A 6,996-nucleotide genomic window follows, 5' to 3' on the forward strand; every position below is an offset into this window, starting at 1 on the left:
TGTAGAGAACAAATAAAATGTCCGCACCTGTAGCAAATGAATTGTCCGGAATTATATACATGATTGGAGGTGTATATGATGCAGACGAAGTTGCTACAGGAAATCAAAAAGATGAGATTTGAAGAAGCATATTCATGCTGGACAGAGGGACGACTTAGCCAGGAGGAAGCAGCAAGGCTGCTTGGAGTCAGCGGCAGGACTTTAAGGCGTTACATCGACAGATATGAGGAAAACGGCCTTGACGGTCTTGTGGATTACAGGCTGAATCAGGTTTCCCACAGTCGAGCCCCTGTGGATGAAGTGATAGCCCTGACAAATCAGTACAAAGAAAAGTATAGTGGCTGGAACGTGAAGCACTTTCACTCCTGGTATAAAAAATCAGGTGGGACAAGAAGCTATACCTGGGTGAAAAACAAGCTTCAGGAAAATGGTTTGGTCAAAAAAGCTCCTGGAAAAGGCAAGCACAGAAAGAGACGAGAGAAATCGCCTCTTCCAGGGATGATGATCCATCAGGACGCAAGCACCCATGAATGGATAAAGGGTCACAAATGGGATCTCGTCGTTACAATGGATGATGCGACAAACGAACATTATTCAATGTTTTTTACAGAGCAGGAAGGAACTGCCTCGAGTTTTCGAGGAGTGAAAGAAACGATTGAAAATAAAGGCCTTTTTTCATCCTTTTACAGCGATCGAGGAAGCCATTATTGGATTACGCCAGAGGCTGGAGGAAAGGTCGACAAGGTTAAGCTGACGCAGTTCGGCAGAGCCATGAAACAGCTCGGAATCCAGATGATCGCGGCATATTCTCCGGAGGCAAGGGGACGAAGCGAAAGGGCCTTCAGAACCCATCAGGAACGGCTGACAAAAGAGCTTGCCTTAGCAGAAATATCGACAATGGAAGAGGCGAACATATACCTTACAGAAACTTATCTGCCAGCTTTCAATGAAGAATTCATGCAGCCAGCAATCGAGGACGGCAGTGCCTTCGTTCCTTTCTGCGGCATGGATATAGATGATATCCTCTGCGAGCAGTACGAAAGAACTGTCGCAAATGACAATTGCGTAGAGTTTGGGCGTATGAAGCTTCAGATACCTCAGGCATCACACAGAATTCATTATGTAAAAGCAAAAGTGCGTGTTCATAGCTACTGCGACAAGAGGCTGGCAGTTTTTCACGGTCCGAGGAAACTCGCTGTTTATGACCCTCGCGGGACAATAATCGGAGCAAGTCCGATTCAAAATATAGATTCAAAAACTAAGGCGGTTTCTCTGCCCTTTACCACATCTGACAATGCTGCTCCTTGTCAAGGCCAAGCCTCGCAGGCTCGGTGCTGCGCAGCCTTGACAAGTCCGCTGCATTGCCAGATTTAAAAAGCGGGCAGAGAACCTTCGAGGTTATCCTTGGGATAGCCCTTAACATTAATTTTTTCGTCCAACGCATTCGCTTCCAATATAGTTTGGCCCTTTTTTCAAAAGAGCTAAAAAGTGGACAGTTTATGTGCTATAAAACCGGACAAATTTATTTGTTGCTAACAGAATTTAAATGCAACTGTTTTAAATAAAAGAGGCTTAAAGTGCTGAAGGAAATCATATGCCGGGTTTTAAATGTTTGTGAAAATAATCATATGTAAGAATCTGGTGAAAGAATATGCTTGAAATAACATGGGGTTTGCATTTAATATTATAGCCACAATCGATAATTTCAAATCTGTCCCGGCTTATTTAGCAATACTTATCCAATTATTAAATCGTAAAATAAATCAATGGTGAGGCTGGTTTTTTTTCTTGTCTGCCTTTTAGATGGCACAACGATCTTATCTTAGTTGTTTTGTTGATTGTCTTTTCATGCTGCTTGACAATGCATATTGCAATGGGAGGCCATTATGAACGGAATCAGAGACATTGATGCCATTTTGATATCATTAGTTTTTTTTGTTTTCGGGCTGACCAGCATCACATATTCAGCAGAAGAGCAAAAAGATGTCGGACTTATCACTGAGATCACAGGCTCAGTTTCATATTCCTCTGCAGACTCTAAATCAGGATTTTCAGACGCAGTTGTATTTATGAAGGTCAGATCAAATGATTGCCTGAAAATCGGAGAAAAATCATCTCTTACGCTTCTTTATCAGGGAAATGGCCGGAGGGAAGTCTGGAATGGGCCTTTGAGCATAAAGATTAAGGAAGAGGAAAGCGTTGTGATTGAAGGTACCGCCTTAGGGAATTCAAATAAGGCTGATAATATTTCCGTTGTGGTCAGTGACAAGGTTTTTATGGCTTCTGAACTTGGTGAATCAGGTAAACTTGGAAAATCAGGGATTAGGGTTGTAAGAAGCATGAGTGAAACCTCTGAGACCAAACTGCGTGAAGGACTTGAAAAATATAAGAAAATGAAGTCTGATTTTGGTGAAAAAGATGCGGTTCCTGATCTTTATCTCCTTTCACTTTACAGTGAGCTTGGCAAACACTCAGAAATGGAGAACCAGCTCAAGCTAATGAAACAGAAATGGCCAGGAAATCCCGAACTAAAAAAATGGGCTGATCAGATTAAGGCCAAATAAGACGCTGTTAATAAAAAAAGTCAATCGGAACATATCTTTTTATTAGGCAATGTTCCTCTTATTCAATTTCTATTTCAAATATCATTGATTGTATTTCTACTTGATTTCTGGACAACCATTTTGAAAAAATGTTTTACGTATCTTGCCCAAAACTTCATGGTTTTAGCCAGTAGAATAAATGTCTTTTTGGTTATTTGCTGATCCAATATCATTAATGTTTTTACGGAGCTTTTTCCAAAAAGCGACCCGCCGGAGGCCGCTTTTTTATTAAAAGTATTAGTTGTTTATTGTAATCATAAAGTATTCCACATTAACGGGAACAGAGCCCTAAAAAACAAGAGGCGTTGCCAAGCAGAGTCTTTATCAATGCATATCATAGCTATGATACAGATGTGATTCAGTAAACGTTCTTCCATTTTAATCTTCCATAAAACGTTCAGAACAGGAATACGGCCATGAAAAAAAATAACCTGTTTTTAATCGTCCCTGTTTTTTTGCTATTCACAACAAGTTCTTTTGCAGAGGTGAAGCTTGATGGAAGTATGGGGGTTACAGGTTCTCTGCCTGGCCCTGATTTCCGGATAGAAGCTACAGTTGGTCAAAAAATGGGCCCTAATCTTTTCCACAGCTTTGAAAAATTCAATATAGCAACAGGAGAGACTGCCACTTTTGCCGGGCCTGCTGATATCAGCAGAATCATAAGCCGCGTTACCGGAGGATCTGTCTCAAATATTGACGGGCTTTTGGCCTCTGAGATCCAGGGCGCGGATTTTTATTTGATAAACCCATACGGTATTGTTTTTGGCAAAAACGCTTCCCTCGATATAAGCGGATCATTTTTTGCGACAACTGCGGATCATATCAAGCTTGGAGAAAATGGCAGATTTGATGCAAAGAATCCATCTGCTTCCATTCTGACATCAGCCCCGCCCGAGGCTTTCGGTTTTGTTGGAAACAGTCCTGGTAAAATTGAGGTGGAGTCAAGCATCGATGTGGGGGAGGGTAAATATCCTGGGCTATATGTTAATGGCAACTCAAGCATTACAATAGCTGGCGGGGATATAAGCTTCATGGGCGGTGTGGCAAGAACATACAAGGGGCCTATCAATATAGTTTCCGTTGCATCAGTCGGAGAACTTAATCTCGATTCCATGAATACAGGTCTTTTCTCTAAGCTTGGCAATATAGATGTCAGGGACTTCTCTGTGATTTTTTCATTCGGAGGCGGTAATATTTCTGTTCAATCCCAGAATCTTAATCTCATAGATGGAGGTGAAATATACACCAAGATTTTTGAAGATCGCGCAGATGCCGGAAATCTTGATGTAAATGTCAGGGATTCAATCCTTGTATCAGGCCAGAGCATGAATGGTTTTCTTAGTTATCTTGGTGCAGAGGTTCAGAACGCACCAAACAGCAGAAGCGGAGATGTTAATATTTCGGCAAGATATCTTAGGATTGATAATGGAGCCTCTGTTTCATCATACAGTGCCAGAAGCGGGCCAAGCGGAAATGTAACAATAAACGCAGACAGAGTTGAAACTTTAGGGGGCTCGAAGATTTCATCGGAAATATTGGGTGGAATAGGCAAAAGCGGAGATATTATTATTAATGCTTATGAGTTTTTCAATTTATCTGGAATCACTGCAGAAGGAGTTTGCAGCAGCGTCGGTACTACTGTTACAGATTCTTATTTGGCTTATGGGGGTGATATCAGGGTTTTTGCTCCTGAAATATTAATGGATGGCGGATATCTCACAAGTTTGAGTTCAGTTTCAGGCAATTCCGGGAATATAGCAATTGAAACAGATAATATGACACTGATAAATGGAGGTTCGGTTTATTCGTCTATTTCTGAAGGAATAGGCATTGCCGGTAATATAGATCTTAAAATTTCTAATCAGCTTTTTATGTCTGGTTTTAATGTCAATGGGACTTTTACCAATATTAATTCCGCTGCTGTGGATTCCATATATTCGGCTGGAGGAAATATTGCTCTGTCAGCTGGATCTGCTTGGCTTGAAAAAGGTGCCTACATAACAAGTTCAAGTGTTATGAGCGGCAGTTCAGGTAATATCTATATGGATGTAGCTAAGCTTGATCTTGTTGATGGAGGTAGAATTTTTGCCGATATCAGACAGGGGCAGGGTAGGGGCGGCGCTCTTGAAATTATAGCTGACGAATACATTAATATTGCTGGTGCATATGCTGGTGCCTATTCAAGCAGGATAGCTTCGGAGGCCGAGGATTCTGGGACTTCAAATGGTGGCAGCATAAGTCTTGTTTCTCCTTTAATTAATATTATTGATGAAGGATATATCAGTACAGTGAGCAACAGCGGGGACGGCGGCAGCATTGATATAGGAACCTGGAATTTGAACCTGATCAATGGTGGAAGCATACTTGCCAGTAAGATTAAAGGCAGCGGTTCAGGTGGGAATATATTCATTAACGCGGTCAATGATGTTAATATTTCAGGAAAAAATGAAAGCGGATCATCCGGCGGTATTAATTCATCAGCAAATGGAGCTCCAGGGGCAAAGTCAGGAGATATAGCCATAACTGCTGCGAGTTTGAAATTATCTGATGGTGGTTATGTGACAAGTTCTGCCTTCGGCAGTGGAGACTCCGGAAGTCTTTTTGTTGATGTTGATACATTGGAGCTTTTGGGAGGCGGAAGAATACTATCTGCAATACAGGGAGGCACAGGAATAGGAGGGGAATTAAGTATTAATGCCAGGACATCCGTTCTTATCCAAGGATCAGATGTGCAAGGCGCAAGCTCGATAATATCTTCAGCAGTGGGTTCTTTTACGGCTGATGGAGGAAATCTAAATATAATTACAGACAATTTGACCATAGACGGCGGATTCATTACAAGTTCCAGCGTTGAAGGCGGCAGGGCCGGCAATCTCGCTATGAATGTTGGAAGTTTAAGTGTTCTTAATGGAGGTACTGTAACATCAAGTGTTTTAAGAGCCGTAGGCAGAGGCGGTAATGTTTATATTGACGCCAGAGACTATGTTCTGGTTTCAGGCGTTTCAGAATATGAGATTTATAGCAATATCAATTCGTCGGGAGTAGATTCTCCTTATTCAAATGCCGGGGATATTTTCCTGTCTTCTCCATATCTGAGGCTTGAAAATGGCGGATTTCTCTCAAGCTCAAGCACACGAAGTGGTGACGCAGGAAATATTAATATCTGGGCTTCAGACGTTTATCTTGTTAATTCTGGTCATATTGACACTGCCTCAGATGTATCAGCCGGAGGCAGCATGCATATAGATTCTGCTCACATGATCAATCTCGAAAATAGCTATATATCAAGTTCTGTGTATGGTGGAACCGGAAATGGCGGTAATATGCTCATTGGGAATCCCGAGTTTATAATACTTGATGGCAGCTATATCATAGCAATAGCTTATGAAGGCAACGGCGGAAATATTGATCTTAAAGCCGGACTTTTTATTGCTGATCCCATTAGTAAAATAAGTGCTTCATCCCAGTTAGGTATTGATGGAATCATAAATATTGATGTAAAGCGGCGGGCGCTTTGGCACCATTTTGCGTCTGCTTTGGCACCACTCCCACATGAATTGACTAAAAAAAGCCCATCTGATTGCCTGTCAAAAATATGTCGATTATAAAGCCCTGACCAGAAAAAATTTGAACGCCTGATCAGGGCCTGGTTTATCAATAATTTGTGAAGATCAACTCATTGCCCTCTGTGGCACTCTTTCGAGCAACAGAATATCTCAGTTTAACTTCCAGCTGTTTGAAGTCCTTGAACACTTCACGTATTTCAGGCAGGTCGTTTATGGTCAGAAGAAACTTGCCTTTCACGCTTCCGAGTATCCCTGCCATTTCTTTGTAATCATCCAGAACCATATTATGCTTGTAGTATGGGGCTTTATAATAAGGTGGGTCAATAAAAAAGAATGTGCCTGGCCTGTCGTATCTGGCCACAAGATCCTGCCATGGGAGATGTTCAACCACGCAGCCTGATAGCCGCATGTGAACCTGGGACATTTCCTCTTCAAGTCTGACTATGTTAATCTTGCCAGCTCTGCCCGGAGACACGCCAAAGGATCTGTTTCTTACTCTGCCGCCATAACAGAGCCTTTGGGTATAATAATATCTGGCGGCTTTCTGGATATCGGTCAGGCCACCTGTTTCAAGCTGGCCTTTCCATTCTTCGAACATCTGCCTTGAAGTTAAAAGCCATTTAAACTGCTTTAAAAACTCTTCTAAATGATTCTGGACTACCCGATAAAATGAAATAAGTTCTCCGTCCAGATCATTGAGAACTTCAGATTTTGAAAGCATCGGGTCTTTTTTGAAAAACACCCAACCGGCTCCTGTGCATACTTCGCAGTATGTTTCATGTTCCGGCAACATCGAGATGATCTGGGCAGCAAGTCTTGATTTGCCG

The 6,996-nt window shown here is 41.9% G+C and carries 4 protein-coding genes; 3 read left to right on the plus strand and 1 reads right to left on the minus strand.

Features of this window, described 5'->3' with window-relative positions:
* The first annotated feature begins 75 nt into the window (after nt 1-75).
* The 3 genes from K245_RS26030 to K245_RS0122170 all read left to right on the plus strand — a co-directional run bounded on the left by K245_RS26030 (nt 76) and on the right by K245_RS0122170 (nt 6,211).
* Nucleotides 76-1,374 carry an ISNCY family transposase gene (locus K245_RS26030; RefSeq protein ID WP_198013969.1) on the plus strand — a complete coding sequence of 433 codons (1,299 nt, stop codon included), beginning with the start codon at nt 76-78 and terminating at the stop codon, nt 1,372-1,374.
* Between the two features lie 512 nt (nt 1,375-1,886).
* Nucleotides 1,887-2,564: a hypothetical protein gene (locus tag K245_RS0122165; protein ID WP_027360888.1), complete on the plus strand. Its 678-nt coding sequence runs from the start codon at nt 1,887-1,889 to the stop codon at nt 2,562-2,564.
* A 455-nt stretch (nt 2,565-3,019) separates the two neighbouring features.
* Complete coding sequence (locus K245_RS0122170; RefSeq protein ID WP_027360889.1) at nt 3,020-6,211, plus strand: two-partner secretion domain-containing protein; 3,192 nt, start codon at nt 3,020-3,022, stop codon at nt 6,209-6,211.
* A 46-nt stretch (nt 6,212-6,257) separates the two neighbouring features.
* On the opposite strand, the gene K245_RS0122175 is transcribed toward K245_RS0122170, so the two are convergent.
* Nucleotides 6,258-6,996: DNA adenine methylase (locus K245_RS0122175; protein WP_027360890.1), on the minus strand; the 739-nt coding region annotated here is incomplete at its 5' end.

Source organism: Desulforegula conservatrix Mb1Pa (assembly GCF_000426225.1).
Lineage (GTDB): Bacteria > Desulfobacterota > Desulfobacteria > Desulfobacterales > Desulforegulaceae > Desulforegula > Desulforegula conservatrix.